Source organism: Maridesulfovibrio sp. (genome assembly GCF_965230075.1).
GTDB lineage: Bacteria > Desulfobacterota > Desulfovibrionia > Desulfovibrionales > Desulfovibrionaceae > Maridesulfovibrio.
Genome location: NZ_OZ245945.1, coordinates 2,724,792 through 2,751,593, shown reverse-complemented (window position 1 = coordinate 2,751,593; position 26,802 = coordinate 2,724,792). Strand labels below are relative to the sequence as shown.

Genomic DNA, 26,802 nt, shown 5'->3' with positions numbered 1-26,802 from the left:
TCGGGTGATATAATGTTGGAAAGTTTTATTGTCCCCCTGCTGGCTGCCACGGTGCAGTCCGGTACACCGATCCTCTACGCTACTCTCGGTGAGATTCTCACTGAGAAGGGTGGAGTGCTCAACCTCGGTGTCGAAGGTATGATGAGCATGGCGGCTTTCGCGGCCTTTTTTGTTACCATGACCACCGGCAATCCGTGGCTCGGATTCATTGCCGGAGGTATTGCCGGAACATTCATGGCTGCGCTGCACGGTATCGTCTGTATTACCTGCCTCGGTAACCAGGTTGTTTCCGGTCTGGCACTGACCATCCTCGGTGTGGGCCTGTGTAACTTCCTCGGTACTCCGTACATCGGTACCGCCACTGACGGGTTTGACAAGTTCAGCTTTCCGGTGCTCTCCGCCATTCCTTATATAGGGGATATTTTCTTCAAGCAGGATGCCCTTGTCTATGTTTCTTATCTGGTTCCGGTCCTATTCATGTTGTTTCTCAATCGGACCAGTCTTGGGCTTGCAATTTCAGCAGTAGGTGAGAAGCCAGCTGCGGCTGCAGCCGTGGGGCTGAAGGCCATTCGTCTGCGCTGGATCGCGTTGCTGGGCGGTGGTTTCTTTATCGGTCTGGGCGGTTCGTATCTTTCTCTTGCGTACACCCATCTTTGGGCTAACGGCCTTTCCGGCGGACGCGGGTGGATTGCGGTTGCCTTGGTTATTTTTGCTTTCTGGAGACCGGGCCGCGCAGTTTTCGGTGCTTACCTTTTCGGTGGTGTCATGGCATTCCAGTTACGTTTGCAGGCAGTGGGAACCCATATCCCGTCTTCCCTGCTGCTGATGCTGCCTTATGCCCTGACCATTCTGGTGCTGATCTTCTCCGCGATGAGAGGACGCAGCGGTAATGCTCCTGCGCATCTGGGAATCAACATCGAGCCTGAAGGATAGGTGGTAACATGAGTCAACAGGATTTCACCCGTCCCGAATGCCAGAAGGCGACTGGCTTTGAAGGTTGTGACCCATTAATTTCACTGAAAGGCATTACCAAGCGTTTCGGTAAGGTTGTCGCTAACAATAAAATTTCACTCGATCTTTATCCCGGCCGCATCAAGGCCCTACTCGGTGAGAACGGAGCGGGCAAGAGTACACTCATGTCTATGCTTGCCGGACGTTTTCGTCCCGACGAAGGGTACATTGAAGTTGACGGCAAGCGCGTTGATTTTTCCAACTCCAAGGATGCCATTAAAGCCGGGGTCGGTATGGTTTACCAGCACTTCATGCTGGTCGATACCATGACCGTTGCCCAGAACGTGCTGCTCGGTCAGGAAGGCGGATTTTTCGTCAACCCCAAGGAGATGGAAGCAAGAGTCCGCAAGCTTGCTGAAGATTACGAACTTGAGATTGATCCTTCCGCAAAGGTTTCAACCCTGTCCATGGGTGAGAAACAGCGTGTTGAAATTCTCAAGCTGCTTTATCGCGAGAGCAGGGTGCTGATTTTCGATGAACCCACTGCGGTTCTTACTCCCCGCGAAGCTTTCCGTCTTTTTGAAGCCCTCTGGGCCATGACTCGTCAGGGCAAGTCCGTAGTTTTCATCAGCCATAAGCTTGAAGAAGTTATGGCCATCGCTGACGAAGTTGCCATTTTGCGCCGTGGTAACATCGATGCCGAGGTTCCTCGCGACAAGATTACCTCCAAGGCTGATCTGGCCTGCCGCATGGTCGGTAAGGAAGTCATCCTCGAAGTGGACAAGGAGGAGGTCGAGATCGGCGATAAGGTTCTGGAAGTAAAGAATATGACCGGAATCGGCTTGCGCGATATTAATCTTGATGTTCGCAAGGGTGAAGTTGTCGCTATTGTAGGCGTTGCGGGTAACGGCCAGCAGGAGCTTGTTGAAGGCGTCTGCGGTATGCGCAAGCCGCCCAAAGATACTATTTTCATCATGGGCAAGCCGTGGCGGAAGTTTTTTGCGGAAATGACTTGGAATAACTCCATGTCTTATATTCCGGAAGACCGTCTTGATCTTGCCACCGCCCGTAATCTTGATCTGGTAGACAACCTGCTTTTGACCACCCGTCAGGGATTTTCCGCAGGGCCGCTGCTCAAGCACGATCAAGCTGCTAAAGTAGCCGAAGAGTTGGTCGAAGAATACGATGTGCGTCCCAGACGTATCCGCGCTCTGGCATGGCAGCTCTCCGGTGGTAACCTGCAGAAGATGGTACTGGCTCGTGAGCTTTACCGCCAGCCGCATCTCATTGTAGCTGAGCAGCCTACACAGGGGCTGGATATCTCTGCTACCGAGGAAGTCTGGAACAGACTTCTTGAGGCCCGTAAGATGGCCGGTGTTCTGCTTGTGACTGGAGATCTTGGTGAGGCATTGCAGCTGGCTGATCGTGTAGCAGTAATGTACTGTGGTCAGATCATGGATGAGTTCTCCGTTAACGACAAAGAGAAAGTGGACAGCATCGGTCTGCTTATGGCTGGAGTACGCGAGTAGCTTTCCCGCTTTTTGTCTTAATTAATACTAAAAAAGTAAGCCCCTCTTTGTGTAACAAAGAGGGGCTTTTTATTGTTTTGAATATAAAACGGGGTATAAATTCCCGTCTGTGAATGTCCGTTATTCAGGACTGGGAAGGAAAATGTGTCATTATAGAAAAAAAGTGAAGTTTTTTTTATTTCTATTTTCATATAAGTAGATATTAATTTCGTCGATTATGATTATGTTTTTGTGTAAAATTCTCCAAATCTCTGCTTACTGAATATAACTTTTCTAAGTTGAGCTGTGTAAAATTATATTGATATGCATAGTTGTAGTTGTTTGAAGGTGTATAGGGCGTATTTTGCATAAAACCGACTTGTGTGAAAATTTTCCCAATCTGTGTTGTGTAGTCGCTTAAACCGTTGTTTTCAGGCGTTGCAGAGTATGTACATCTACGTATTTTTATTGAAATAATCCCTGATTTTGATTAGGAAGATACGACTTTCATGAGGAGGAATAGAATGAAGACTAATTTTCTGTATGTTGGAGCGGCTGTTGTTTTTGCCGTTCTCGTAATTGTGTACTCAACTGCGACCAGCAATCTCAGTGAGGAGATTGCAAATATCTCTGGTGACAAGAAGGTAGAAATTGTCTCCGAAGAGTTGGTTGTGAGGTTTCCCGTAAATCTTGAATTCAAACGCCCTGAAGTGCTGAATCAGGTCCGGTTCACCCCGGTTAAGTTTTCTCACTTTGACCACCAGGACGTTAACTGTGCTAAGTGTCACCACACTTGGGACGGCAAGACTCAGATCAAAAGCTGTGCTGCTGCCGGATGTCATGACAATCTGAAACAGAAAGCTGCACCGCACTCTTACTTCAAGGCGTTCCATACCCTTAAGAGTGACATTAGCTGTCGTGGTTGCCATGTGAAGATGAACAAGGAAGGCAAGACTGATATTGCTACTGCTCCTTGTGCAAACAACGCATGTCACCCCAAGCAGGAAAGAGCACACAACTAGAAAGTATTTCATAACTTTTTTAGGTTGTACGCTAGAGCCGTCTGTGGTTGCCCCACAGGCGGCTCTTTTTTTATTGTTAGTATGTTGACTATGGTTTATGTTTCGTATAATTTTAACATACCATACGGTATGGTATTGTTTGGTGGAGGATAGAATGACAAAGAAATCGGAAGGGAATGAGTCTCGGCATTGTGCTGAAGATCTGCTTAATGCAGGTTTAAAGTTGCTTGAAACCGAAAGCGTACAGCAGCTGACAATTGATGCGCTTTGCAGGAAATTAAGAGTTACAAAGGGGTCCTTTTATCATCATTTCAAGAACCGTGCAGATTTTTTGGAGCGGATGCTTGAGCATTGGGTAGAAGGCTGGACGCTTGCCAGTATCGAAGCTGCGGACGAGGGCGTTGATGCCGTTGAACGCTTCAATTTGATTGTTGAAAAATCACACAAGCTGCCATCAGGAACAGAGACCAGTATCAGGGCGTGGGCACTACATGATCAACTTGCACAGAAGTATATCGAGCGTGTCGACAGTATGCGAATTGAATATTTGCGTTCGATTTTTGAAGAAGTGAGTGGAAATCCAGAGCGGGCAGCCCTTCTTTCAAAAATTAGTTACTCCATGTTCTTAGGTGTTCGTATGATGGGGGCAAATATCTCGGAAGGAGAGCATAGCCTTATTCTCAAAACAATGAAGCAGGAGTTGTACAGAATTCCTGCGAAATAGAAAGGGAGTTTGTATCATGCAGTCAGATATTTTATGGAACGAGGTTGAAGTGCTTTTTGGGAAGGTAGAGTATGCGTCCCTTGGCACTGTGGATGCTGATGGTTTTCCACGCATTTCACCTATTGGTTCAGTCACTTTCACCGGAGAGGGCAAGGGATATTATTTTGAAAAATTTCCCAAAACAATGCGCGAAAATATTGAACGTGATTCCCGCATGACTCTCATGGTGGCCCAACCTGGTGCGGGATTCTGGATTAAATCTTTATGGAAAGGACGCTTCACCTCTCAGCCTGCTCTGCGATTATTTTGCCGGACAGGGGTAAGGAGAAAAGCAACTCAGACAGAGATTGATAATTTCCTTGGCAAAGTAAGTATGTATCGTTTTTTCAAAGGACATGATTTGCTTTGGAAGGATATGAATGTGGTTCGTGAGTTTGAGGTGTTGCGTATTGAAGGTCTTGAAGCGGGGAGGATGAATCCATGAGCAAGTCAGCAGCAATTTTAAATTCTATTCCCCAACTGCAAAAAATTTGTTCTAACGCCGATCACATCTACAGCGTGGGCTTTGACAGTCGTCGTGACATGGAAGACTTCCTGATCCGTTTGATGTCCTACAAGCCGGGGTGGCTTACTTTTCTGTACAAAGTCAGAGGCGTACTGGCCGGAATAATGGGGCTCAAGCATGATGAATTTATGAATCACGGTCTTGAAGTCTCTGATTACGATTTTAGCCGTGGCGGGCAGGTGGATTTTTTTAATTCAATTGATTTTGAGGCGAATAAATTCTGGATTGGCGAGGCCACGGATAAGCACCTCAGCGGATATATCGGAGTGGTTTCTGAGCCTGCTGAAACTGGCTTGAATTATTATCATGTCTTTACGATTGTTCATTATAAACATTGGACTGGCCCGGTTTATTTTAATCTGATCAGGCCGTTCAGTCATTTAGTGGTCTATTTTATGGGTAAGTACGCTGCAGAATAAAAAAACGCACAAGGTTGGCCTTGTGCGTTTTTATTTTATTCGAGTAACCCTTCCACTGCACTCATGTGTTGTTCCAGCTCACTGTCTTTTAACTTGAGCGCGTGTTGAAGCTCTTTCATTGAATCCTGCGGATCAAAAAGCGGATAGTCGCTGCCGAAGAGAATCCGTTCCCGCGGGTGCCTGTCGATAATTTTATAAAGTACTTGTTTATCCATAAAGGGCAGGCAGCTTGAAGTATCGAAGTAAACATTCATTCCGGCCAGCTCTTCGGCGACCATTTTCCAGTGATAGAGTCCTCCCATGTGCGCGCCGATGGCTTTGAGTCGAGGGAAGTTCTGAAGCAGTTTTTTCAGCTTGAGCGGGCAGGATGGGTTCTTTTCCGGCGGCAGCCTGTCCCCGATATGGAACATGCATACAAAGCGGTCCTGCACCATTTCCATGATGCGGTAAAATTTGCGGTCATCCATAAAGAAGCCTTGAAAGTCCGGGTGGAATTTCAAGCCTTTGATGCCGTTTCGTTCCAGCCTTGCGAATTCTTTTTCCGGGTCGGCGTAATCGGGGTGCATGGTTCCGAAAGTTATAATGCGCTCGTCTGATTTTGCCAGTTCGATGGACCAGTTGTTAGCTGGAATGACCTGATCCGGGGCGGTTGCCGCAGTATGGATAATAACTCGGTCCAGCCCCGCACGGGTAGCGCGGTTAAGCAGGTCTTCGGGGTGGCCGTTACCTACAGCTGTTATACCGTAATGATCGTGAAGTTGCTGGATTACTTTATCGGCAATTTTGGGGTGGAATGCATGTGTATGAACGTCGTAGTACATGATAGTATGTCCGTGTTTGAAATTATTTATTCAGGGTGTGAACATTGAATATTCACACCCTGCTTATTTCCTCTCACGGGAATCTGAAGTCAGGGAAAATGACGAGAGTCTCGAGTGGGGATTAAAAGTTTGATTAGAAGATTTCGCGCAACCATTCGGGTACACGCACGGGCCTGCCGTTTTTGTTGACGCAGGCGTGCTCGGTGAATCCGGTTGCGATGAGCGTGGTCCGTTCATCCTTGAAGATGTTGTAGGTGAACTTGATGGAAGCGCGTTTCCATTCACTTATGCCGACCTGAATATCAAGCTGGTCGTCGTATTGAGCAGGGATGCGGTAACGGCAATTGGCTTCACGCACGGGCAGATAGATGCCGCGCTCTTCAACTTCGGCATAGCTCATGCCCCGCTCGCGGATGAAAAGCGAACGGGACCGCTCAAAAAGATGCAGGTATTCTGCATAATAAACCACACCCATGGCATCGGTCTCACCGTAGGAAACGCTGTGCGCCAGCCATGAGTGCGGGCTTGGGAATTCGGTGTTCATGATTATCTTGTCTTATTCAGCACCCATTGCATGAAATCGTGGCCGTCCGGGATGATGATTCCGGCCCGGTCAGCGGTTTCTTCAGTGAATGATTTTTCACCGGACGGAATCAGCCGTGGTGAAGTCATGATGAAGGGAACCGGGGTTTCATCGTGGGTTCTGGTTTCAATTGGAGTATAGTGGTCGCAGGTGATTACGTAGTTGGCTTTGTCCAGCGGATATTTTTCCAACAGCGGAGCCACGATGCGAGAATCAAAACGCTCGATGGATTTGACTTTGTCTTCTACGCTGCCCATGTGGCCGGACTCGTCCGGTCCTTCTAGATGTACGTATACGAAATCGCCGTGCTCAAGGAATTTCAGGGCTGCTTCGACCTTGCCTTCGTAGTTGGTATCTACCAGCCCGGTAGCGCCTTCCACGTCGATTACTTCCATGCCCGAAGCATTACCCAGTCCTTTGATCAGGTCAACTGCGGAAATAACAGCACCCTTCATGTCGAATTTTTCTTCAAAAGGCGGCAGGATCAGCGGACGTCCCTGTCCCCAAGGCCAGATGGATACTGCTTTGGTTCCGTTATCGGCAAGCACTTTCACGGCATCACGGACCAGTTTGTCCATGAGCGGGCTTTTGGCGAATTCGCGCACGTCCTCGTCAATGGGTTTGTCGGTCAGGTCGTGGGGCGGGCGGATATTCAGACCTGCTTCCATCTTTTTGGCACCGCCTTTATGGACCAGCAGATGGCGGTATTGGATACCGGGGTAAAAAGTGAATTCATCATTGCCCAGTTCGGCCTGCAGTTTTTCCACTAGTGGCACAGATTCATCAGTCCCGATGTGTCCGGCAGAGTAGTCATACATGGTGCCGTCTTCTGCGAATTCAGAAATATTGACCAGATTCATGCGCCAGACCAGATCATCAGGCTCAAGCCTGAGTCCCTGTGCGGCGGCCTCGATGGGACCACGTCCGGTGTGGTAGGTAGCGGGGTCGAATCCCAGCAGGGACATGTTGGCGACATCTGAGCCGGGAGCCATGCCTTTGGGCACGGTCCGGCATGTTCCGATGAGTCCTTTGCCAGCCAGCATGTCCATGTTTGGTGTCTTGGCGGCTGCAAGAGTGGTCTTGTTGCCAAGTTCCTCAATGGGCCAGCCCCCCATTCCGTCGGCAATGAGAAAGAGAAGTTTCATATCTAAAAGCTATCCTTTTAAAATGCGCATGGACATGGTCGGTTTGGTGATGAAGGGCATCTTGTCGATTTCAGCAATAGCTGCCTTCACGTCCTTGGTGCTGGCCTTGTGGGTAGTGAAGACTACCGGAATGTCTTTTTCTTCGGGATTGCCTTTCTGGACCGCCTGCGCAATGGAAATGTTGTGTTCGGCGAGGCATTTGGAAAGTGCTGCCATAACACCGGCCTTATCCTGAACTGTGAATCGGAAGTAGTACTCAGAGGTTGCCAGTTCCGGGGGCAGGATGTTTGCTCTCTCCATGGGAGCGTTGCAGAATCCGGTGTTGTCCGGAGTATCGGTTTGGGCAAGGGCCATGATGTCGGCTAGTACCGCGCTTCCGGTGGGCAGTGAACCTGCGCCCTGACCGTGGAAAAATGCGGGACCTACTGCGTTGCCTTCAACGCGCACGGCATTGTAGTTGCCGCCGACGCGGGCCAGCAGCAGAGTGTATTTGACCAGTGCCGGAAAAACTCCTGCTTCCAGCTTACCGCCTACATCCTGGACTGCGCCGATGAGTTTGACGCGGTAACCGAATTCGCGGGCAAAGCGGATGTCCTGACCTTCAATTTTGCTAATGCCTTCAATGGGCAGTTCTGCAAGAGGATAGTCCTTCCCGTAAGCAATGCGGGCCAGCACGCAAACTTTGTGCGCGGCGTCAATGCCTTCAATATCAAAGGTCGGATCTGCTTCAGCGTAGCCCAGTTCGGTGGCCTGTTCCAGCGCTTTGTCAAATTCCAGTCCGCTGGTGGACATTTCGGAAAGGATATAGTTTGCGGTTCCGTTGAGGATACCGACAATGGATTTAATGCGGTTCCCGGCCAGAGATTCCTTGATGGACTGGATGATGGGAATTCCGCCGGCAACGCTGGATTCGTAGTACAGGCCTACTTTGTTTTCAGCGGCGATCTTGAAAAGTTCGATACCGTGTTCGGCCAGCAGATGCTTGTTGGCGGTGACTACATGCTTGCCTGCCTTGAGGGCTTTGATAACGATTTCCTTGGCCACGGTAGTGCCGCCCATTAGTTCCACTACGATATCTACATCCGGGCTGGATGTGAACTCGTCGGGATCGGCGGTGAATTTTACTTCAGGTCCGGGCAGGAAATCCCTTTTTTTGTTTACGTCACGGACTAGAACGGATGTAATCTCGAACTTTTTCCCGCAGCGGGCGAGGATTACATCTTCGTTTTCTTCCAAAATCCGGGCGAGTCCGGTTCCGACAGTGCCGAATCCGGCGATGGCAAGCTTAACAGTCTGCATTAAAACCTCTTAATTCATTTCTCATGTTTCAAAAAAAACTGGCAGGCTGCTTTATACCGCAACCTGCCAGAAATTTGAATAATTATCTTTTACCCTTTTGCAAATAGGTCTTTCATGCCCCGTACTGCCTGATTTATTCGCTGTCTGTTCTCTACAAGGGCCATGCGCACATGGTCATCCCCGTAGTGCCCGAAGCCGAGTCCGGGAGCTACTGCAACCTTGCATTCACGCAGCAGCAGTTTGGAGAATTCCACCGAGCCGAGATCCTTGAATTGTTCAGGGATCGGCGCCCAGACAAACTGGGTGGCCTTGGGCGGGGTTACATCCCAACCGATACGCTGCAATCCTTCGCAAAGGGCATCGCGGCGGTCCTGATAGATGTCCATGATTTCGCGGACACATTCCTGCGGTCCGGAAAGGGCATGGCAGGCAGCAATCTGGATGGGCTGGAACAGACCGTAGTCCAGATAACTTTTGATACGGGTAAGGGCCTGCACCATCTCCTGATTACCACAGCAGAATCCCACGCGCCAACCGGGCATGGAATAGCTTTTAGACAGGGAGAAGAATTCTACGCCAACGTCTTTAGCGCCGCGAGCCTGCAGGAAGCTGGGTGCCTCGTAGCCGTCAAAGGTGAAGTCGGCATAAGCAAGGTCGTGAATGACCAGCAGATCATTTTCTTTTGCGAAATCAACAATCCTTTCAAAGAAGGGAATATCCGCAGTTACTCCGGTGGGGTTGTGCGGGTAGTTGATAATCAAAAGTTTCGGTCTGGGCCATGTCTGGCGCATTGCGAGTTCAAGATCTTCAAAGAAGTCACGGTCAGCTCCGATAGGAATACGTCTTACGTCCGCACCTGCGATAATACTTGCATACGGGTGAATGGGATAAGACGGGTCCGGTGCAAAAACAACATCACCGGGTGAAAGCATGACCAGCGCCAGGTGCGCCAGCCCCTCTTTGGCGCCCATGGTAACGACCACTTCCTGATCATAATCCAGTTCAACGCCATATCTTCTTTTATACCAAAGTGCCATCTCCCTGCGGAGGCCCTTGATTCCCCTTGACGCGCTGTAGCGATGGTTGGCGGGCTTCTGCGCCGCTTCAACCAGTTTGTCTACAATGTGCTGGGGGGTGGGGAGGTCTGGGTTCCCCATGCCAAGGTCGATGATATCCTCACCGTCGTGGCGCATCTGCATTTTCAGTTCGTTCACCTTGGCAAACACATAGGGGGGCAGCCGGTGAACTCTTGGAAACTTGTCCATGGTCGTTACTCCTAAATAAAATATAAACTTAAAGGTGATATGTAACCATGGTGCCTATCGCTGTCAAAACTAATATTTGTGTGTATGACAATGTTTCTGGAGAAAAAAAGTTTGTTAAAATAAGATAAACAGAATTAAGTTCGAATCTTAAGAGATCTATGCATGTTATAATAGGGTGAAAAACTAAATTTTTAGAATATTCAATCAAAATAGGCAGGTGACAGTTGTATGATTTTTTTAGAGTGATGTTGACATTAAAAAAAAATAACGATTAATTATTAACAGAAAAATTTTATCACTGACGTTTTGAAATTAAAAAACCATCAGGAGGCTCCGGTGGCTCTTTCCAAAAAATTTCTTAAAAGCAAACCTGTCTGCAAGGTTAAGTTTGAAGTGGAAAAGGATCAGGTGGAAAACGGTGAAGCGATCTATCTGGTTGGTGATTTCAACGGTTGGGATCAAAATTCCATCCCCATGAAAAAATTGAAAAGCGGCAAGTATACCGTGACCGTTGATCTTGAAACCGGACGTGACTACCAGTTCCGCTATCTGGCCGGGAATAATATCTGGTTCAATGATACTTCCCCGGATCGTACAGAGATGACTCCATACGGAGATTGCGAAAACTCTGTTGTCAGCGTCTGATTTCAGCCGTTGATGGTTCGAATATAAGGGCGGGAGCTTTCCGGTTTCCGTCCATTTCGTGCGTTCTTTTTGGTGTTATTTATCATTTCCTGACCTTGATCTTCCCGTTCCTTCTTGACCTTGGACCCTCTTTTTTTTAGCTTCATTCATTCTGTTGTTCGCTGTTGTTATCAAGCGGGGCTTCCATACGGCCTGCGCTTACTATATTTATAGAAGAAAATTAGGGGGACATAATGGTTCAAAAAGCAGAAAAAATCTGGTTTGACGGTGAATTGGTTAATTGGGACGACGCACAGGTTCACGTGCTGACTCACACCCTGCACTACGGTGCCGGTGTATTTGAAGGTATCCGCGCATACGCAACTGTAGACGGCAAGTCTGCTGTTTTCAGACTTCGTGAGCACGTGGTACGTCTTTTCGATTCCGCAAAAATTCTCGGTCTGACCATTCCTTTCACTGTTGAAGAAATTCACGATGCGATTCTTGAGACCCTGAAGGTTAACGGCCTGAAAGAAGGTTACATCCGTCCCCTCGTTTTCATCGGTGACGGTGCCATGGGTGTGCATCCCGGTTCCAACCCCATCCGTGTCTGTATCGCAACATGGCCTTGGGGTGCTTACCTTGGTGAAGAAGCTCTTGAAAAGGGTATCCGCGTTAAGACTTCTTCCTTCAACCGCCACCATGTGAACGTCATGATGACCAAGTCAAAGGCTTGCGGTAACTACGTCAACTCCATCCTCGCCAAGGTTGAGGCTGTGCAGGACGGTTATGACGAAGCTCTCATGCTCGATACCGCAGGTTTTGTTTCCGAAGCTACCGGTGAGAACATTTTTATCGTAAAAGATAACGTTATCAAGACCACTCCGCTTACTTCCGTGCTTCCCGGTATCACCCGCGCCAGCCTGATGAAGGTTGCCCGTGATCTCGGTTACGAAGTAGTAGAGCAGCTTTTCACCCGTGATGAACTCTACGTTGCTGATGAAGCTTTCTTCTGCGGTACTGCTGCTGAAGTTACCCCCATCTGTGAAGTGGATAACCGCGTTATCGGTGAAGGCAAACGTGGTCCCATCGGTACTGTCCTCCAGAAAGAGTACTTCAACGCTGTTAAAGGCGGTAATGACAAGTACAAAGGCTGGCTGGATTACTACGAGATTTAGTATTTAAATTGCTTGAGGATCTGTTACGCAGATCCTCAAGCTAATTGTTTATCTTTAAAAGAATAGACGCGAAGCCTAACAAAACGTTTTGGGATTCTTAAACCCTTTTGGAAAAGGATTTAAGGCCCCCGGCAGGGTCGCCGAAGGCATCTTAATTATATGAGTACATCCAATCTGACAGCAAAATACCGTCCGCAGACTTTTGGTGAAGTCGCAGGACAGGAAGCAGTCAAAACGATCCTTTCCCGCGCAGCAGCGCAGGATAAGATCGCTCCCGCATACCTTTTTAGCGGTACACGTGGGGTAGGCAAGACCACCATTGCCAGAATTTTCGCCAAGGCTCTCAACTGCAAAAACGCACCCACTGCCGAACCTTGCAACGAATGCGACAACTGCCGCCAGATTACCGCAGGTGTCGGTGTAGATGTGGTTGAGATTGACGCCGCATCACACGGTAAGGTTGATGATGCCCGCAGGCTCAAGGAAGATATCGGTTATGCGCCTATTGAATTCCGCTACAAGGTTTTCATTATCGATGAAGCGCATATGCTCACCGTGCAGGCCTTCAACGCCCTGCTGAAAACTCTTGAAGAGCCGCCGCCGCACGCAACTTTCATCATGGCGACCACGGAAACCCACAAGTTTCCGGCTACGATCATCAGTCGTTGCCAGCATTACGCATTCAAGATGCTCACCAATGATGAGCTTTTTGCCCATCTGTCCAAGATTCTGAATATGGAACAGATTGAGTATGAAGACGGAGCAGTCAATCTCATTGCCAAACGAGGTGCGGGCAGTGTGCGTGACTCCATGTCCCTGCTGGGACAGGTGTTGGCCCTTGGTAGTGACAAACTACTTGAAGATGATGTCCGCTCAATCCTCGGCCTTGCCGGACGCGATGTGTTTTTCTCGCTCATGCAGGCTATTCACGGGCGTGATCTTGTTTCAGTGGGTGACATCGTGCAGCAGGTTCTCGGCCGTGGACTAGATCTTGGATTTTTCATCCGCGAACTGGGAAACTGCTGGCGGAATATGTTTCTGCTTAACCAGTCCGGTGAGCGGGCTGTGCCTTTGCTCGGTCTTTCTTCCGAGGAAGCTGCCGAGTTCATGAAATGGTCCCAGACCTTTGACCGTTCATTCATCCATGCCTGCTGGCAGATGACCGTGGACGGTCAGCGCAAGGTCATGACCAGTCTTGAACCTGCAATGGCTCTTGAGTTGCTTTTGCTGAACATGGCCAGCCTGACTGACCTTATTTCAATGGAACGTGCCGGAGCCCTTGCCTCAGCAGCACCAAGCCCGCAACAAGCGCCGCAGGCAGCACCGACTCAGGCTCCGCCGCAGACATCTCCGCCAAGTCAGCCGCCTATGGGGCAGGCAGGCGGACAGCCCAGTGGGCAGACTCCCCCGTGGCAGGGTAGTCCGCAGCAGGGAATGGCGCCGCAGGCACAGCAGCAGGTTCCGACCCAGAATCAGGGAATGGCACCACAGGGCATGGGGGCAAATGGTCGTCCCATGGGACGCACTGAGTCCGGTTCCCCGGCTGGCAATCGTTCTACAAACGATATGGGAGCTGATGATTCCTCCCTTCCGGACGCGGCAGGTTTACAGACCGGTACTGATTTAACTCCCCCTGTTCCTCAATCGGAAAACCCTGCACCGGAATCTATTCCGCAGTTGGAGTGTGTTCCCGAACCAGCTCCAGCCAAGCCGTCATTTCCGGCTTCAGTGAGTGGACCGCGTAACTTCGAGGGCTTTTTACAGTACGTGAACGATAGCGGGGTGAACGGCTCCATTTCTGGTCTTAGCAAATGCAAGGGTGAGCTTATTGACGGCAAACTGGTTCTGACCTGTGCCAACTCTTTTCATCAGGGGCAGGTCTGCGGACGTGAAAGCCGTGGGGTTGTTGAGCGGTTGGTTTCGGAATATTTCGGCTCTGAGACTGAGTTGGAAATACAGCTCAGTTCTAAGGGCAATCGCAAGAGCAGAAAGGAAATCCGTGATGATGTGGAAGCTCATCCGGATGTGAAAAGGGTGATGGAGTCCTTCGGGGCAAGTATCATTTCTGTTGAACCGCGCAAAGATGTTTAATGGGCTTCCGGTTTGTCCGGTCGTCTTGTGTGTGAATAAACAAGTTAATAATTTCAAGGAGTAATATAATGAAAGGTATGAACGATCTCGTACGTCAGGCTCAAGTTATGCAGCGTAAAATGACTGCTCTACAGGAAGACCTCAAAACCCGCGAAGTGGAAAGTTCCGCTGGTGGCGGCATGGTTAACGTTAAGGTTAACGGTTCTTCCGAAGTGCTTGAAATCAAAATCGATCCTACCATCGTTGAGTCCGGCGATACCGAAATGATTCAGGATCTCGTTCTCGCAGCTGTTAACGATGCTAACAAAAAAGCAAAAGCCATGATGGAATCAGAAATGTCTGCCATCACCGGCGGTATGAATATTCCTGGAATGTTCTAAATTATTTTGTCTCCGACGGCTGGGGAAGGGGAAACTTTTGCAAAAGTTTCCCCTTCTCCAGACCCCATCCCCTTCAAAACCTTTTAGTTGGCTTCGCCGCTGGGAGAATTGGGTTGAGGGGATTCTATTTAATTTTTATCTCCACGCTTTGTCGAAGATATATAATGGATAATTTACCTGAGCCTTTACGGGTTGTTGCGCAGGAACTTGCGAAACTTCCCGGCCTTGGACCCAAGTCCGCCCTGAGAATCGCATTGACCATGCTGAAGATGCCCAAAGAGAAAGTCACGGGCATCGGGCAGAGTGTAATTGATCTGCGTGATAAGCTCTGTATCTGTGATCAGTGCGCCAGCATTACCGATACCTGTCCCTGTAAGATTTGTTCCGATCCCAAGCGCGAGCATGACAAACTTTGTCTTGTTTCTGAATGGGACTCTCTGCTGGCGATTGAAGAAATGGGCTTGTACCGCGGCTATTATCTGGTGCTGGGTGGGCTTCTATCTCCGCTTGATGGTGTGACTCCGGCGCAGCTTGAGTTCCAGAAGCTTGAAGAGCGTCTTGCCAAAGGTGAGGTCAAGGAACTTATCCTCGCGCTGGGAGCTACTGTTGATGCCGAAGCAACAGCTTCTTTTATCAAGAATATGGTTGAATCCAAATTTCCCGGAGTTGCCCTTTCCCGCTTGGCACAGGGTATTCCTATTGGATCGGAAGTAAAATACACCGACAAAGAAACGCTTCGGCAGTCTCTGGAATATCGCCAGAAGTTGTAGGCTGTATCTGTTTTTGTTCTTTATGCTAATGACGATTTCCCAAACGAAGCGGCGAAGCCTCGCTAAAAAAGGTTGGGATTCTTGCACTAGCTCTTAGGCGAGCGGTCTTCCGCGAGTCTTAGAGATAGCGACAGCGGAGCAAACCCTTTCAAAGGGTTTAAGCCGCCGGAGGCAAACTCTTTTAATCAAAAGGCGCAAAGCGCATCAAATTCCAGCCCCACAGGGTCGCCGAAGGCTTACATAGGACCAAGAATGTCAGATACTCTCACTGGTGAAGTCCGGGCAGTTGTTTATCATAATGAAGAGAACGGCTACATTGTAGCCCGTGTCGCATCCAAGGACGAGCCTTCGCATATTACAGTTGTGGGAGTTCTGGGTTCTCTCACACCCGGTGAATCAGTAGAATTGCACGGTCGCTGGAAACAGCATCCCAAATTCGGTCGTCAGTTCGAGGCTGATTTCTATGAACGGGTCCGTCCGGCAACTGAGGCCGGGGTGATTCGATTCCTAAAATCGTCTTCCATCAAAGGCATCGGTGAAGCTATCGCTACGGAGATGGTCAAGGAATTCGGCATCGAGGTGCTTGATATTCTTGATGAAGAACCCGAGAAGCTGCTCAAGATCAAAGGTATTTCCAAGAAAAAACTGGAAGCGATCAAAGAGTCTTGGTCATCTCAGCGCGACATTAAAAATCTGATTCTCTTCCTGCATACCCATGAAGTTCCGCCTACTTATGCGGCTAAAATTTTTAATCTCTACGGCGCTCAGGCTGTTACCAAGATCAGCGAGAACCCCTATGAATTGGCTTATGAGATTCGCGGTATCGGCTTTAAGACCGCTGATGCTATGGCCCTCAAGCTTGGGTTTGCCCCTGATTCCGCGCAGCGTATTGAAGCAGCCATTGTTTATTCCCTCTTTTCGGTGAGTGAGCGGGGCGGGCATATGTTCTCGCCCAAGGCCAAGCTTGTTGAAGATGTTGCCAAGATGCTTGGCGGTGTTGATCTGGAATTGATCAGCGAGGGTATTCAGTCACTGGAAGAGCGCAAAAGGGTTCGGGTTGAAGACCTGCCTGAACAGGGTATTGATGAAGCTGTCTTCCTGATGCATTTCTACCGTTTTGAGCGGGAGATCTGCAAGCGTCTGCACGGGTTGATCAGCCATCCATCCCCGGTAAGCCGGGAGAAGGTGGAAAAGGCTCTGCCCGAAGTTGAATCCGAGCTTGGCTTTGAACTTTCCGATGAGCAGCGTGAGGCGGTTTTCGAAGCCTGTGTAAATAAATTTTTTATCATCACCGGAGGACCGGGCACAGGTAAGACAACCATCACCCGTGCTGTGGTCATGACCCTCAAAGAACTGGGGCTGAAGATTAAGCTTGCTGCCCCCACCGGACGTGCGGCCAAACGACTTTCTGAAGCAACCGGACGGCAGGCTTCCACCATCCATCGCATGTTGCAGTTCACACCGGAAGACGGCGGTTTTTATTATAACGAAGACCAGAAGCTGAAAGCTGATGTTCTGGTTGTGGACGAAGCGTCCATGCTTGATGCCCAGCTTTGTCTTGCTGTGCTGCGTGCGGTTCCCTTGACCTGCCGGGTGATCTTTGTGGGTGATGTAAACCAGCTGCCATCCGTTGGACCGGGTAATGTGCTTTCCGATCTACTTCAGAGTGGGCAGGTCCAGAGCGCGGTGCTGAGCCATATTTTCCGTCAGGCGCAGGAAAGCTATATCGTCGTCAATGCCCACCGCATCAATGACGGTGAATTTCCTCAGCCGCATCCCGCAGAAGCGCCGGAAGCGGACTTCTATTGGATTCCGCAAGAGTCCACCCAGAAGGTTCAGGATATGATTGTCCAAACCGTTTGTGAGCGTATCCCTGAGCGTTACGGACTTGATCCCATGACAGATGTGCAGGTGTTGACCCCTATGCACAAAGGTGATGTGGGTACCCAGAAGCTTAATGCAGTGCTGCAGGAAAAACTTAATCCCGGCAATGGTAAAGGGCTGAAGCGCGGTTTTGTTGAATACCGCGTGGGTGACCGTGTTTTGCAGCTGCGCAATAACTATGAGAAGGAAGTCTTTAACGGCGACCTTGGTCGGGTCATGTACATTGATACCGAGGAAAACGAACTCACTGCCGAGTTCGACGGTAATATCGTACATTACGAACTTTCCGAGCTGGATGAACTGACCCTTGCTTATGCGGTCAGTGTGCACAAATCGCAGGGCAGTGAATATCCTGCCGTGGTCATGCCCATTGTTTCGCAGCATTATATGCTCTTGCAGCGTAACTTGCTCTATACTGGGCTGACCAGAGCCCGCAAGCTGGCAGTGCTCATCGGTAGCAAACGGGCCTTTCATATTGGTCTCAATAACGTTACCGCAGGCAAAAGATTTACCAACCTGCGGCATCGCATCAAGCAGATTTTCGACGAGAATTTATTGTAGGCATTCTTATCTCCTGCGTCTTTCCCGAACCCAGCAGTTTCCTTCAATGGACTTGGCCCATTTTTTTAGGGACGCGGCTTGTTCGCCAATTTCCATGAGATTCTGATCCGGTTCGCAATCGAGGATTGCCAGTGACACCGAGACCAGCGGGAATTTGGAGATGGAACCGTCGCGCCCTTTGCCTTCCATCCAGCCGTTTTGTGCATCATTTTCGTTGTAATTATTCTTGACCAGCCGTTTGAAAATGCGAGTCACGGATTTGCAGATGCGTTCAGCTTTAGAGGGATTGGTGACCATAACGAAGTCATCTCCTCCGATGTGGCCAACAAAATCGCCGTTTGCCCCGTGCTTTTTAGTGGCCCATGCGATGATCTTGCTGATCTGAAGGATGATTTTATCGCCGTTCTTGAATCCGTAAGTGTCGTTGTAGACCTTGAAATTGTCGAGGTCAGCGTAAACGATGCTATATTTTTCGTTCGCCTTCATGCGGCGGTCTATTTCTTTTTCAATATCAAGGTTCCCGGGCAAACCGCTGAGTGGGTTTGTGCCCTTGGCCATCTCCACCTGTACATGAGCCAGAGTGTCCAGCAGACGTTGTACCGACACTGTCCCCAGCAGTTGTCCCTGCCAAGTGACGATGACATCATCGTAGGCTTGCTTTCTGGAGCGGGCCATGGCCTGCTGGGATACTTTTTCCACTGTGGTCTCAAGGTCCACAATGAGCGGTCCGTCATCCATGACCGATGAAATGGGCTTGTTTGAATAAAGGGCCACACCGTATTTACCGGAAAGATGTTTGTTCAGGTTGTATTCCATGACCAGACCACAGGGGTAGTTGTTTTTGACCACAACGAGACTGTTCAGAGCGTTGGTCTCCTTGAAAATCTGTTGCACCATGGGCACCGGGGTGTCTGATTCTACAGATTCAACTTTATTGACCAGATTCTTTACTGGAATTCCATAAGTGCCGGTATTGGCGATCAGGTCGGAGGTTCGGCGCAGGGTTAAGGCTTCATCGCTGAGTTGCGGTTTTTCGCGTTGCGGTCTGGCAAAAAAGTACCCCTGTCCCAGATGTACACCCATATCGATCAGGGTCAGTGCCTGTTCCTGTGTTTCGATGCCTTCGACGATGAGCTTGCCGCCGATTTTTTCTGCAAAGTCGGTAAATGTGTCGATCAAGGCCCGGTTGACCTGATTTGTCTCAATGTTATCGACAAAAGATTTATCCATTTTTATGTAATCAGGTTTGATTTCGGCAATGGAAGTCAAACCGGAATACCCGGTCCCGGCATCATCAATAGCAACCAGATAACCTTGGTTGCGGTAGTGATCCAAGGTTTTGCGGAATGTCTTGAAATCCTTCACGCTGTGGCGTTCGGTGATTTCAAAGACAATGTTGCCCGGTTTGAGACCCCATTTATCCAGCAATCGTTTGGTTTCACCAGTTGTGAAGTTGGGATCGACAATTGTTCTGGGGTGGATGTTAAGAAAAAGTTTGTGCTGGGGACCGTGGTTACCGAATGTTTTGATAGCTGCTTCCCGGCATAATTTTTCGAGCTGGAACAGTTTGCCAAGTTTTTCAGCCATATCAAATAAGGTTAATGGCGAACGGAAAGGAGAGTTTTGCGGTCCTCGTGCCAAAGCCTCCCAGCCGTGGATGGATTTATCATTTAAATTGACTATGGGTTGGTAATGGCTGCGCAGGTTTGAGCTGATCAGAATTTCATTGAATTCATTGCTAAGCTCAAGGTTGGTGATATCCAAGCTTTTCTGAGCCTCAAGACGGGCTTCACCAATTGCTGAAAGAAAGTTTGACCAGAGCTTATCGTTGGAGTGTTCAGCCTTGAATGCTGAGTGGCCGCTGTTGATGGTTACATTGTTTCCAATGCGACCGATCTGGTCACTTTTGAGCTTGTTTTCCGTGTTTACTTTGAATTTATAGGCTAATTCCTGCAGGGAGGAGCAATTCATCGTATCGGTAGGGTCCAATAAGAAGAATTCCCCTGCGTTAAAAGAAAATATGTGAAAATCTGAATGTTTAAGGTTTTCTTCGCCCTCTTCTGTGATGGCAGAGCGGATTCCTTTTTCCAATTGCTCCGCCCATTCCGGGCCATACATGGCTGAGAGGGTAGGAAAATCCTGAATTGCAAAGTATAATATATTGAGCCAGCCTACATTTTGAATAAGGCTTCCTATTCCCGGTCCTTCAAGGATGTTGATTCCTTCATCGTGGTTTTCGGAAAAGTCAGCAGCTTTTTTCTTTAATAGTTGTAACATAAATTTCCCCGGAAGATAGACAGTGTTCAGCGTGTTAGTCGCGTGATAGTCCGTTTTTATACGGTGCGAAAAAACTACTCTCAATTCAGAGTCGGGTGTTACTGTGCTGTTACAATGTGTTTAAGAATTGTTTCGATATGAGCGGTGCGTTTTATGTGTGTTGTCTGTGATATTTATCAGACACAATTAACTGGAGTACTGGTGCTAATTGAGCTATTTAGAAATAAAGATAATCGTAAACTAATTTTGGAGTACAAATGCGGCTGCTGCTTGTTTCGACAGATTTACGCCATATGGGAGGAGTGGTTGAAACTGTAAAGTTGCTGTTGCGTGAGCTTGAAGGAAGAATGGATGTGACACTTGCTCCGTACGGACGCAGGTTTGGGCAGAAAGGGATTGTCCGTTATTTGAGGACTCTTGCAGATCTTTTCTTATTTACCCGGTTGCTTTTGTTCAATCGTTTCGATGTCATTCATATGAACCCGTCGATGAATCTTGTGTCTATTCTTAAGGAATCCGCTCTAATCTTACTTTTTTTTCTCTTTGGATATTCCGGCAGAATTTTGATTTTTAATCATGGCTGGGACCATGCTTTTTTTAATCGCCTTGCAGCCAGAACTGTAACTTCACGCTTGTTTTGTATGATTTTAAACAGAGCCGGTAAGGTTGTTGTGCTTGCTGATGAGTTTAAGCAAAGATTGGCGCACGTTGGGGTTGATCCCAGTCGGGTAGTAGTCGTCAGTACAATGGTTGATATTGATAGTATCCCCCGGTCCGAAGCCTGTAACAAGGATGGGAAGACATTGTTGTTTCTTTCCCGGATGATCAGGGGTAAGGGAGCCTATGAACTTCTCGAAGCTTTTGCGTTGTTGAATGAAAGGTATGATGGTCTGAGCTTGCTCATGGCCGGGGATGGCCCTGAGCGTGAACGGCTTATGGAAAAAGCAGCGAGTCTCAAGCTTCAAAACGCATTTTTTCCGGGATACATTGAGGGAGTTGATAAGGATAGGGCATTGAGAGAATCATGTGTTTTTCTGCTTCCGTCCAGATCAGAGGGCTGTCCGGTTTCATTACTTGAAGCCATGGCTTCAGGTCTTGTGCCGGTTGTGACCTCTGCCGGAGGCATCAAAGATGTGGTCAAACCGGGGCAGACAGCAGTTCTGCTGGAGGAAATCAGTGCCGAGGCGATTGCCGATGCGGTTGGTAGAGTGGTTGATGATCCCGGTTTAAGATTAGAATTATCTGAAAATGCCCGAAATTATGCAGCTGAACATTTTAGTTCCCGTAGGGTTACGGATCGTATTTTCGGTTTTTATGAACAGTTAAATTCTCAGACTTAAAATGGTGGGTGTTGCATGACTGCGTTATTGTTCATGTTCTTTTTCTTCCGCCCGATCATGTTTGTTGATATCGGGTGGCTGGTCTTCGGTCTTAATGTGACCGAGGTCTTCGCTATTTTTGCTTCTGGGATTTTGGTTATTGCTTTTATTCTTCGTGCCATTGCAACAAAAACAATAAATATTTCAGTTGTAGATTTCTTCCTTTTTTCTTTTGTTCTCTGGGTCTGGTTTGTTTATCTGCTCTATATTGACCGTTCTAATATTAAGGACGCTGCAAAATTTGTCCTTCCGTTCATTACCTATTTTGTTCTGAAAAATGTTATTACTACTACTAAAGAATATGCCCATTATATAAAACTAATGCTTATTGGCTATTCTATCCCTATTTTAGCAAGTACATTTCTTATTGTACAGGGTAAGGGGTTGTATAGGGTTTTGTATTGGAATAATTTGTTCCGCTACAGTGGTGTGTATGTGAATCCCCATAATCTTGGGCATTGCATGTCCTTATATTTGATGACTCTGGTTCTTTTTGCAGTAATATGCGCACAGCATGAGGAACTTATACCTATTATTAAGCAGAGGTTCTTTTTTGTTTTTTCCTGCATGATAAGTGTTTTTGCTCTTTACTGCCTGTATAAAAGTTATGTGCGAACTTGTTTTTTTGGCTTTATGCTTTTTATTTATTACTATCTGTTCAGGGTTAATAAAAAACTTCTAGCTTTTCTAAGTCTGGTCATGGGGGTTATACTCATTCTTTCAGCCGCTGTAGTGTATACGATCTTTTTCGATATGGTCGATGCAGTGAAGGGACCGGACAAGTCGCAGTTCGGATCAGGGCGTCCGCTTATCTGGAAGCACAATATTGAAGCATATGCCTCCCAGCCCTTAGACGGTATATTAGCCGGAGTGGGGGTTGGGAACATCAATGCACATATTAACCTGCGCCTGAAAAGCGGTGACGTTTTGAACAGTCATAATGATTTTCTTGACGTCCTGACCCAGACAGGACTTGTCGGTTTCTTCCTGTTTATGGGGTTTCAATTCTGTCTTTTTCAAAAGATACGACAACTTGAGGGCAGGGAGCGCTATGTCTTCCTTGCTCTTTTTCTGACCGTGACATTTGTGAACTTTGTCAGCAACAGTTATGTGACCCGCTTTGGCTTGGGACAGATGTTTTATGCTTTACTGGCTTATATTGAGTTGCCGGAACATAAGCTCCGCAGAGAACAGAAGCTTGAAGGAGTACAGCAAGAAGCAGAAAGGATAATTGAGAGCGGAAAACAGCCATGATTATGGAACTGTTTTTAACTAAGTTTTTTATTTCAAGCTGTTTTGATGTTCCTGATCATGCTTTTTTCTGTTACTGAATGATAAAACAAGTTGTTTTTGCAAGCCCTGCGGTATTTCTTGATCCGGGAGTGTTATAAGTGGCAGCCGTTTTATCTTTCATTTCTGTTGTTGCAGCATGGATCATGCTGTATTGGGACTCCTTTCCGCCTCTTTTAAGGAGGTGGAATACCGATGACTATTCATATTGCTGGTTGGTTGTCCCGCTTGCCCTTTATGTGGCGTGGCAACGTAAAGATTTGCTTCCGAAAGTGATTACACCATCGTCAGGCTCCGGTTATCTGGTGCTCCTGCTCGGTGGTGTTTTCTTTTTTCTGGGTAAGGCTGCTGCTGTAGATGCTTTGGTGTTTATTTCCATGTGGCTGACAATTGTGGCACTGGTACTTTTTGTCTACGGCTGGCGCTCTATGAAAGCTTTCTTCTTTCCGCTGCTTGTGCTTGCGTTTGCTGTCCCGCCGCCGCCTTTTATCAATCGAACCCTTACTTTTAAGTTGCGCCTTATTTCTTCCGATATATCTGTGCGCATAATGCAACTCATTGACATTCCCGTCTTCCGGGAGGGGAATGTTATTGATCTCGGTGTGATTCAATTGCATGTGGTGGATGCCTGCAGCGGGCTGCGTTATGTTTTCCCCACCATCCTGCTTGGTATTTTGATGGGGTATTGGTTTAATTCCCGCACATGGCAGCGGATACTGGTTATCCTGTCCACCGTACCTACTGCGATTTTTGCCAATGCCTTGCGCATAACTATTGTCGGCTATCTGGCCCGCTATGTTTCCGTGGAAACAGCAGAGAGTTTTTTTCATGATGCTTCTGGGATTGTAATTTATCTGCTTTCGATAATTGTGCTGGCAACATGGAGCCTGCTGTTAAACCTTTTTGGCGGACGGAAACCGGAGCAGCGGGCAGACTCCCGGCCCGGATATTACGGAGTGCCTACGGGAAGGGCTTTGCATGTTTTTTTGATGGCTGCAGTTCTTGGGATTTATTTTGCCGGGAATATGTATCTGCTTACCGGGCGTGTAATACCGCAGCGCACAAGCTTTGAAAGTTTTCCGATGGAAACCGGGGACTATACCGGGAAGAAGCAGTTTTACGGGGATGACATCCTCGAATCACTTGGTTCCGATGATTACCTTTCCGGGGTTTTCCGGGACAAGCGTAGCGGACGTGATATATTAGTTCTGGTTACCTACTATGATTATCAGGAACCGCAGCGGGCAGCCCATAATCCTGTCAGTTGCATGCTGGGCGGAGGCGGATGGAGTCTTTCTTCATCCCGTGACTTGCCTGCAAATCCGCAGAATGGGCGTCCATTCAAGGTCCGCAGGTTGCTGCTTGATAAACCGGGGCAACGGTTGTTGGCTTTTTACTGGTTTCAGCAGCGGGGCAGGGTTATAACTAATGAATATATGAATAAGGTTTATCTGGCCGTTGATTCCATTACCCAACAACGCACTGACGGTGCTCTCATCAGGGTTGAACTTCTCTTGAATGAGGATGAAAGTGTGGAGCATGGTCAGCAGATTCTTGAGAGTTTCATTAAGAACTTTTCAACAAGGCTTAAACCTTATATTCCTGAATAGTGTTTAGGTATTGAATTTAAAAATACGGGGAAATCAATGCGAAAGTATTTTCTTACGGTACTCCTGATAGTTTTAACCGTCTGTATCCTTGGAGGGTGCGAAAAGAGGCGGGATGATTTTTATCAGAAGGCAGTGGAATATTTTAATAAAGGGATGATTACCGAGGCCGGTCTTGAAATAAAGAATGCTCTTTCCATTGATCCCGAGTGTGCTGCGTGCCGCTTGTTATATGGCAAGGTTGCCTTGGAAAATGGCAATTTCCAAGGCGCTTTCATCAATTTCAGGTACGCCGTAGATCTTGACCCGACACTGACTGAAGCTAAGGTGGAGCTTAGCAAGCTTTATCTGTTGGCCCGTGAATATGATGATGCCGGGGATATGGCTCGTAAGGCTTTGAATTTAGATGCTTCAAACATTGAGGCTCGTTTGGTGCTGGCGTCTGTCCTTGCTGAAAGCAAGAAGTTTGCTGAAGCACAGAAAATGCTTGAAGTTGCCTTGAACGAAGATCCCGGTAACCCTGATGTCTATCTTTCCATGAGTAGTGTTTTTGCCAGACAGGGCAATATGAAGAAGGCTGAAGCCGCCTTGCTGGAGGGACTTAGCCGTCTGCCTCGCAATGCTTCTCTGCTGATGAAGATTGTGGCTTTTTACCGTCAGAACAACCAGTCTGATATAGCTTTGAAGTATGTGGAAAAACTTTTGCAGAATAGTGCAGGTGATCCCCGTACAAAGGTTTTTGCGGCTGAATTTTATTCAGCCATGGACGATGATGCCAAGGCCGCAGAGTTGATGGCTGAAGTTGTCCATGATCACCCTGAAGAAGCAGAATACAGGGTACTTTACTCAAGGGTCCTTAATTCCCAGAAAAAGTTTGTTGAAACTGAAAAAGTTCTTAACGAAGGGCTGGCTCTTGATCCAGCCTCATTGCCGATCAGGACATCTCTGGCCGGACTTTATATGTCGCAGGGGAGGCAGGGAGAAGCAGTGAAAGTCCTCTTGGATGGTGTCGCTTTGGACCCGGAAGGAGCGGACAGTTCTGATTACGTTGTTTACCGCAAGCAGCTTGCAACAATGTATCTGGACATGAATGAACCTAAAAAAGCTATTGAGCAGCTTGATAATGTAATTGAATTGAACCCCAAGGATGCTGAGGCTCATTATCTGCGTGGTCAGATTTATCTTTTTGAGGGGCGTGGAAATCTTGCTGTTTCCGAGTTCCGCCAGGTGGTTAGGGATAACCCCGAAAGTGCGCCTGCCTACGTCCTGTTGGCCCGTGCTCATTTGATTAATAATGAAACCAATATAGCCATTGAAAATCTTAAGGAAGCGATCAACCTTGATTCAGGGTATGCCCCGGCAAGGGAAGTGCTGATTAATACTTACCTTGACCGTAAAGATTGGCATCAGGCAATTCTTGAATTGCAGCGGCTCAGGGAGAAAAGACCGGATGATATCCAGATACTGGCTGCAATCGGCGATGTTTATGCCATTAAAGGTGATAAGAATCTCGCCAGCCGTACTTTTACCGAGTTGGCTCAGAAGTTTCCCGATTCTCCTGTAGGAGAGATGAAGTTGGCCGAATTGGCCCGCTCTTTGGGTAAGAATTCCTTGGCGGAGAAACATTATACCGCTGCCCTGAAGGTTTCACCGGAATCCCTTGCGGCTATTCAGGGTAAAGTGGATATCTTTATTCTTCAGCACAAATATACTGCTGCTACTAATTTCTGCGAAAAGCTGCTTCAAAAATTCCCGGATAATGCGCGTATTTATGAGCTTCTGGGTAAGGTCTATGCCGCCAGGGGGAATTTTAAGGCTGCGGAAACCAATTATTCCAGAGCAGTGACCCTCGCACCGGAATGGATGCTTCCGTATCTGCGTATCGGCGATCTCTATGTAAGTAATAAGAAGCTTAAGCAGGGTATAGCCAAGTTTAAGGAAGAGATAAAAAAGGATAGTGAAAATCCAGGCCCGCAGTTTCTGCTCGGTCTTCTTTATGAGCAGAATGGAGAGTATGAGAAATCGCGGGAAGTATACTCCAAGCTTCTGGAACAGCGCCCCGGCTTTCAGTTGGCTGCAAACAACCTGGCTTACCTGCTTGCGACTAAGTTTTCCGATAGTGGAGAATACATGGAGCAGGCCCTTAAGCTGGCTAGGGTGGCGGCTAGCAGCCAAAGTCCGGAAGCTCTGGATACCCTTGGATATGTGCTTTACCTGAATGGTGAATACCAGCAGGCTCTGCATGTCTTTAACTCCGCCCTGCAGCTGTTGCCGGAGTTTTCTGCTGCTCAGTTCCACAAGGCTTTAGTTTATTACCGTGAAGGTAAAAATGATGAAGCGAAGAAGATTCTTAATAAGCTGTTGAAAAGCAAAGATGATTTCCCAGAGCGAAAGGATGCTGTCAATTTGCTTGAGCGGCTTTAGGATGAAAAAAATATTAAGAAAAATTATGGAGGATG

The 26,802-nt window shown here is 48.0% G+C and carries 22 protein-coding genes; 16 read left to right on the top strand and 6 right to left on the bottom strand.

Features of this window, described 5'->3' with window-relative positions; genetic code table 11:
• Positions 1–12: 12 nt before the first annotated feature.
• The 6 genes from ACO05Z_RS12515 (at position 13) to ACO05Z_RS12490 (ending at position 5,189) form a co-directional block, all read left to right on the top strand.
• Positions 13–933, top strand: a complete 921-nt coding sequence (locus ACO05Z_RS12515; protein ID WP_421902518.1) for an ABC transporter permease — start codon at positions 13–15, stop codon at positions 931–933.
• 8 nt (positions 934–941) lie between these two features.
• Positions 942–2,480, top strand: a complete 1,539-nt coding sequence (locus ACO05Z_RS12510; RefSeq protein WP_421902517.1) for an ABC transporter ATP-binding protein — start codon at positions 942–944, stop codon at positions 2,478–2,480.
• A 503-nt stretch (positions 2,481–2,983) separates the two neighbouring features.
• Positions 2,984–3,481, top strand: a complete 498-nt coding sequence (locus tag ACO05Z_RS12505) for a cytochrome c3 family protein (RefSeq protein WP_421902516.1) — start codon at positions 2,984–2,986, stop codon at positions 3,479–3,481.
• Positions 3,482–3,635: 154 nt separating this feature from the next.
• Positions 3,636–4,205 (top strand): TetR/AcrR family transcriptional regulator, encoded by a 570-nt coding sequence (locus ACO05Z_RS12500; RefSeq protein WP_421902515.1) that lies wholly within the window; start codon positions 3,636–3,638, stop codon positions 4,203–4,205.
• A gap of 16 nt (positions 4,206–4,221) precedes the next feature.
• Positions 4,222–4,689: a pyridoxamine 5'-phosphate oxidase family protein gene (locus ACO05Z_RS12495; RefSeq protein ID WP_421902514.1), complete on the top strand. Its 468-nt coding sequence runs from the start codon at positions 4,222–4,224 to the stop codon at positions 4,687–4,689.
• The gene (locus ACO05Z_RS12490; protein WP_421902512.1) at positions 4,686–5,189 is read left to right on the top strand and encodes a DUF2867 domain-containing protein; all 504 of its coding nucleotides are present in this window, start codon (positions 4,686–4,688) and stop codon (positions 5,187–5,189) included. The genes ACO05Z_RS12495 and ACO05Z_RS12490 overlap by 4 nt, the downstream gene beginning before the upstream one ends.
• A gap of 35 nt (positions 5,190–5,224) precedes the next feature.
• On the opposite strand, the gene ACO05Z_RS12485 is transcribed toward ACO05Z_RS12490, so the two are convergent.
• The 5 genes from ACO05Z_RS12485 to ACO05Z_RS12465 all read right to left on the bottom strand — a co-directional run bounded on the left by ACO05Z_RS12485 (position 5,225) and on the right by ACO05Z_RS12465 (position 10,302).
• Positions 5,225–6,010, bottom strand: a complete 786-nt coding sequence (locus ACO05Z_RS12485; RefSeq protein WP_421902511.1) for an amidohydrolase family protein — start codon at positions 6,008–6,010, stop codon at positions 5,225–5,227.
• 133 nt (positions 6,011–6,143) lie between these two features.
• Positions 6,144–6,554, bottom strand: a complete 411-nt coding sequence (locus tag ACO05Z_RS12480; RefSeq protein ID WP_421902510.1) for an acyl-CoA thioesterase — start codon at positions 6,552–6,554, stop codon at positions 6,144–6,146.
• A 2-nt stretch (positions 6,555–6,556) separates the two neighbouring features.
• Positions 6,557–7,738, bottom strand: a complete 1,182-nt coding sequence (locus ACO05Z_RS12475) for a cofactor-independent phosphoglycerate mutase (RefSeq protein ID WP_421902509.1) — start codon at positions 7,736–7,738, stop codon at positions 6,557–6,559.
• Positions 7,739–7,747: 9 nt separating this feature from the next.
• A complete protein-coding gene (locus ACO05Z_RS12470) occupies positions 7,748–9,037 on the bottom strand; it encodes a homoserine dehydrogenase (protein WP_421902508.1) in 1,290 nt (429 codons plus the stop codon).
• Between the two features lie 89 nt (positions 9,038–9,126).
• A complete protein-coding gene (locus tag ACO05Z_RS12465) occupies positions 9,127–10,302 on the bottom strand; it encodes an aminotransferase class I/II-fold pyridoxal phosphate-dependent enzyme (protein WP_421902507.1) in 1,176 nt (391 codons plus the stop codon).
• Positions 10,303–10,638: 336 nt separating this feature from the next.
• On the opposite strand from ACO05Z_RS12465, the gene ACO05Z_RS12460 reads away from it, so the two are divergent.
• The 6 genes from ACO05Z_RS12460 to ACO05Z_RS12435 all read left to right on the top strand — a co-directional run bounded on the left by ACO05Z_RS12460 (position 10,639) and on the right by ACO05Z_RS12435 (position 17,790).
• Entirely contained in the window at positions 10,639–10,947 is a 309-nt protein-coding gene (locus ACO05Z_RS12460) for an isoamylase early set domain-containing protein (RefSeq protein WP_421902506.1), read from the top strand.
• 233 nt (positions 10,948–11,180) lie between these two features.
• Complete coding sequence (locus ACO05Z_RS12455) at positions 11,181–12,104, top strand: branched-chain amino acid transaminase (protein ID WP_421902505.1); 924 nt, start codon at positions 11,181–11,183, stop codon at positions 12,102–12,104.
• A gap of 159 nt (positions 12,105–12,263) precedes the next feature.
• Complete coding sequence (gene dnaX, locus ACO05Z_RS12450; RefSeq protein ID WP_421902504.1) at positions 12,264–14,195, top strand: DNA polymerase III subunit gamma/tau; 1,932 nt, start codon at positions 12,264–12,266, stop codon at positions 14,193–14,195.
• Positions 14,196–14,263: 68 nt separating this feature from the next.
• Positions 14,264–14,575, top strand: coding sequence for a YbaB/EbfC family nucleoid-associated protein (locus tag ACO05Z_RS12445; RefSeq protein WP_421902503.1), 312 nt, complete (start codon positions 14,264–14,266; stop codon positions 14,573–14,575).
• A gap of 164 nt (positions 14,576–14,739) precedes the next feature.
• Positions 14,740–15,345, top strand: coding sequence for a recombination mediator RecR (gene recR, locus ACO05Z_RS12440; protein ID WP_421902502.1), 606 nt, complete (start codon positions 14,740–14,742; stop codon positions 15,343–15,345).
• 252 nt (positions 15,346–15,597) lie between these two features.
• Entirely contained in the window at positions 15,598–17,790 is a 2,193-nt protein-coding gene (locus ACO05Z_RS12435) for an ATP-dependent RecD-like DNA helicase (protein WP_421902501.1), read from the top strand.
• A gap of 6 nt (positions 17,791–17,796) precedes the next feature.
• Here ACO05Z_RS12435 and ACO05Z_RS12430 read toward each other — a convergent pair whose 3' ends face one another.
• A complete protein-coding gene (locus ACO05Z_RS12430) occupies positions 17,797–20,067 on the bottom strand; it encodes a GGDEF domain-containing protein (protein ID WP_421902500.1) in 2,271 nt (756 codons plus the stop codon).
• A gap of 257 nt (positions 20,068–20,324) precedes the next feature.
• On the opposite strand from ACO05Z_RS12430, the gene ACO05Z_RS12425 reads away from it, so the two are divergent.
• The 4 genes from ACO05Z_RS12425 to ACO05Z_RS12410 all read left to right on the top strand — a co-directional run bounded on the left by ACO05Z_RS12425 (position 20,325) and on the right by ACO05Z_RS12410 (position 26,767).
• On the top strand, positions 20,325–21,407 hold the full coding sequence (locus ACO05Z_RS12425) for a glycosyltransferase family 4 protein (RefSeq protein ID WP_421902498.1): 1,083 nt from the start codon (positions 20,325–20,327) through the stop codon (positions 21,405–21,407).
• Between the two features lie 57 nt (positions 21,408–21,464).
• On the top strand, positions 21,465–22,700 hold the full coding sequence (locus ACO05Z_RS12420) for an O-antigen ligase family protein (RefSeq protein WP_421902496.1): 1,236 nt from the start codon (positions 21,465–21,467) through the stop codon (positions 22,698–22,700).
• 137 nt (positions 22,701–22,837) lie between these two features.
• Positions 22,838–24,346: a VPLPA-CTERM-specific exosortase XrtD gene (gene xrtD, locus ACO05Z_RS12415; RefSeq protein WP_421902495.1), complete on the top strand. Its 1,509-nt coding sequence runs from the start codon at positions 22,838–22,840 to the stop codon at positions 24,344–24,346.
• Between the two features lie 36 nt (positions 24,347–24,382).
• On the top strand, positions 24,383–26,767 hold the full coding sequence (locus ACO05Z_RS12410) for a tetratricopeptide repeat protein (protein WP_421902494.1): 2,385 nt from the start codon (positions 24,383–24,385) through the stop codon (positions 26,765–26,767).
• Positions 26,768–26,802: the final 35 nt, after the last annotated feature.

Excerpts from the sequence above, each read along its gene's own strand:
- ACO05Z_RS12470 (WP_421902508.1), bottom strand. The coding sequence starts at position 9,037 with ATGCAGACTGTTAAGCTTGCCATCGCCGGATTCGGCACTGTCGGAACC.
- ACO05Z_RS12435 (WP_421902501.1), top strand. The coding sequence starts at position 15,598 with ATGTCAGATACTCTCACTGGTGAAGTCCGGGCAGTTGTTTATCATAAT.
- ACO05Z_RS12510 (WP_421902517.1), top strand. The coding sequence starts at position 942 with ATGAGTCAACAGGATTTCACCCGTCCCGAATGCCAGAAGGCGACTGGC.
- ACO05Z_RS12505 (WP_421902516.1), top strand. The coding sequence starts at position 2,984 with ATGAAGACTAATTTTCTGTATGTTGGAGCGGCTGTTGTTTTTGCCGTT.
- ACO05Z_RS12465 (WP_421902507.1), bottom strand. The coding sequence starts at position 10,302 with ATGGACAAGTTTCCAAGAGTTCACCGGCTGCCCCCCTATGTGTTTGCC.
- ACO05Z_RS12455 (WP_421902505.1), top strand. The coding sequence starts at position 11,181 with ATGGTTCAAAAAGCAGAAAAAATCTGGTTTGACGGTGAATTGGTTAAT.
- dnaX (WP_421902504.1), top strand. The coding sequence starts at position 12,264 with ATGAGTACATCCAATCTGACAGCAAAATACCGTCCGCAGACTTTTGGT.
- ACO05Z_RS12485 (WP_421902511.1), bottom strand. The coding sequence starts at position 6,010 with ATGTACTACGACGTTCATACACATGCATTCCACCCCAAAATTGCCGAT.
- ACO05Z_RS12430 (WP_421902500.1), bottom strand. The coding sequence starts at position 20,067 with ATGTTACAACTATTAAAGAAAAAAGCTGCTGACTTTTCCGAAAACCAC.
- ACO05Z_RS12495 (WP_421902514.1), top strand. The coding sequence starts at position 4,222 with ATGCAGTCAGATATTTTATGGAACGAGGTTGAAGTGCTTTTTGGGAAG.
- ACO05Z_RS12500 (WP_421902515.1), top strand. The coding sequence starts at position 3,636 with ATGACAAAGAAATCGGAAGGGAATGAGTCTCGGCATTGTGCTGAAGAT.
- ACO05Z_RS12445 (WP_421902503.1), top strand. The coding sequence starts at position 14,264 with ATGAAAGGTATGAACGATCTCGTACGTCAGGCTCAAGTTATGCAGCGT.
- ACO05Z_RS12475 (WP_421902509.1), bottom strand. The coding sequence starts at position 7,738 with ATGAAACTTCTCTTTCTCATTGCCGACGGAATGGGGGGCTGGCCCATT.
- ACO05Z_RS12410 (WP_421902494.1), top strand. The coding sequence starts at position 24,383 with ATGCGAAAGTATTTTCTTACGGTACTCCTGATAGTTTTAACCGTCTGT.
- ACO05Z_RS12425 (WP_421902498.1), top strand. The coding sequence starts at position 20,325 with ATGCGGCTGCTGCTTGTTTCGACAGATTTACGCCATATGGGAGGAGTG.
- ACO05Z_RS12420 (WP_421902496.1), top strand. The coding sequence starts at position 21,465 with ATGTTTGTTGATATCGGGTGGCTGGTCTTCGGTCTTAATGTGACCGAG.
- ACO05Z_RS12480 (WP_421902510.1), bottom strand. The coding sequence starts at position 6,554 with ATGAACACCGAATTCCCAAGCCCGCACTCATGGCTGGCGCACAGCGTT.
- ACO05Z_RS12490 (WP_421902512.1), top strand. The coding sequence starts at position 4,686 with ATGAGCAAGTCAGCAGCAATTTTAAATTCTATTCCCCAACTGCAAAAA.
- recR (WP_421902502.1), top strand. The coding sequence starts at position 14,740 with ATGGATAATTTACCTGAGCCTTTACGGGTTGTTGCGCAGGAACTTGCG.
- ACO05Z_RS12515 (WP_421902518.1), top strand. The coding sequence starts at position 13 with ATGTTGGAAAGTTTTATTGTCCCCCTGCTGGCTGCCACGGTGCAGTCC.